Annotated in this window: 2 protein-coding genes; both read left to right on the top strand. The window is 72.5% G+C overall.

Features of this window, described 5'->3' with window-relative positions:
• Positions 1 to 133: 133 nt before the first annotated feature.
• On the top strand, positions 134 to 1,069 hold the full coding sequence (locus AB0O00_RS39810; RefSeq protein ID WP_363659548.1) for an ACP S-malonyltransferase: 936 nt from the start codon (positions 134 to 136) through the stop codon (positions 1,067 to 1,069).
• Positions 1,066 to 1,334: MFS transporter (locus AB0O00_RS39815; protein ID WP_363659549.1), on the top strand; the 269-nt coding region annotated here is incomplete at its 3' end. The genes AB0O00_RS39810 and AB0O00_RS39815, both read left to right, overlap by 4 nt.

Consider the following 1,334-nt stretch of genomic DNA (forward strand, 5'->3'; position numbering starts at 1 on the left):
GTCGAGGCGGCGGTGCTGCTGGGCGACCGCCCACCGGGCGTGGACGAGCCGGACGGCGACTTCCCGGCGCCGGCCCAGCATCAGACGAGCCGGCATCAGACGAGCCCGCACCAGACGGATCAGGGGTGACGCCATGTCCGTGGCACTGTTCTTCCCGGGGCTCATCCCCACCAGGTACGACGCCGTCGCCGAGTTCGTGACGCGCGACGAGCGGGCACGGCGGTACTTCGCGCAGGCCGACGAGGTGCTGGGCTACCGGCTCATCGAGGCCTACCGGGACGCGGCGATCTACGACTGGGAGGTCTACGAGGCCGGGTTCATGGCCATCACGCTGGCGCTGGCCGAGTGGGCCGAGCGGGAGTACGGGGTGACGCCGTCGGTCTGCGGCGGGCAGAGCTTCGGGGCGTTCATGGCCGCCGTCCGGGCCGGGGTGCTGGACTACCCCGACAGCCTGGAGCTGGTCCGGCGCAGCGTGGTCGTGGAGCGCGACTACTTCGAGAACCTGGCCGAGCCGCTCGGCTGCCACTTCTTCTACCGGTTGCCCTACGAGACGGTGGAGCGGCTGCTGGCGGAGTCCCGGGCCGAGGACGGCTGGCTGGAGCTCTCGGTGGTGCTGGACGAGGCCGTGCACGCCGTCTCCGGTCCGCTGCCGGCGCTGGCGCGCTTCGAGCAACGGGTGCGGGAGGAGGGCGGTTTCCCCTTCTACACGATGAACCGGGCCGAACACTGTTCGGCCGTGGCGCCGCTGCGGGCGCGGCTGCTGGAGGAGGTCTACGGCACGGTGCCGTGGCACGAGGCGCGGATCCCGCTGGTGTCGGACGTGGACGGGCGGCTGCTGACCGATCCGGAGGAGATCAAGCACGACCTGCTCGACGGCTGGACCACACCGGTGCACTGGCGCACGGTGGTCGACGGCCTGCGGGCGGGCGGTACCGAGGAGGTGTGGATCCCCGGGCCCCGGAACATGTTCGCGCGGATCACCAACACCTCGTTCCGGACCAAGGTCATCTCTCCCAAGCTCGCCCTCGGCACCCTGCGCGGCAACCGCACCACGGTGGCGGCTCCGTGAGCGTTGACACCGATGGGGTGGCCGAGCGGATCGGCCGGAGCGTCCGCTCGGCCGTGGCCCTGGCGGGGGCCTCAGCCGAACTGCTCGACTTCCTGCTGCCGTTGTGGGCCGGTTCCGCGCTCGGGGCCGGCCCGGCGGCGGTCGGTGCGCTGATCGCCGTGGAGGCGGCACTGTCGCTGCTGGTCCGCCCGCTGGCGGGCGAACTGGCGGACCGGCTGGACCCGCGGCGGGTGGCTGCTGCGGGTGCCGGACTGTACGCGGTGTC

Origin of the sequence: Kitasatospora sp. NPDC093558, from assembly GCF_040683475.1 — a bacterium.
Classification (GTDB): Bacteria; Actinomycetota; Actinomycetes; order Streptomycetales; family Streptomycetaceae; genus Kitasatospora.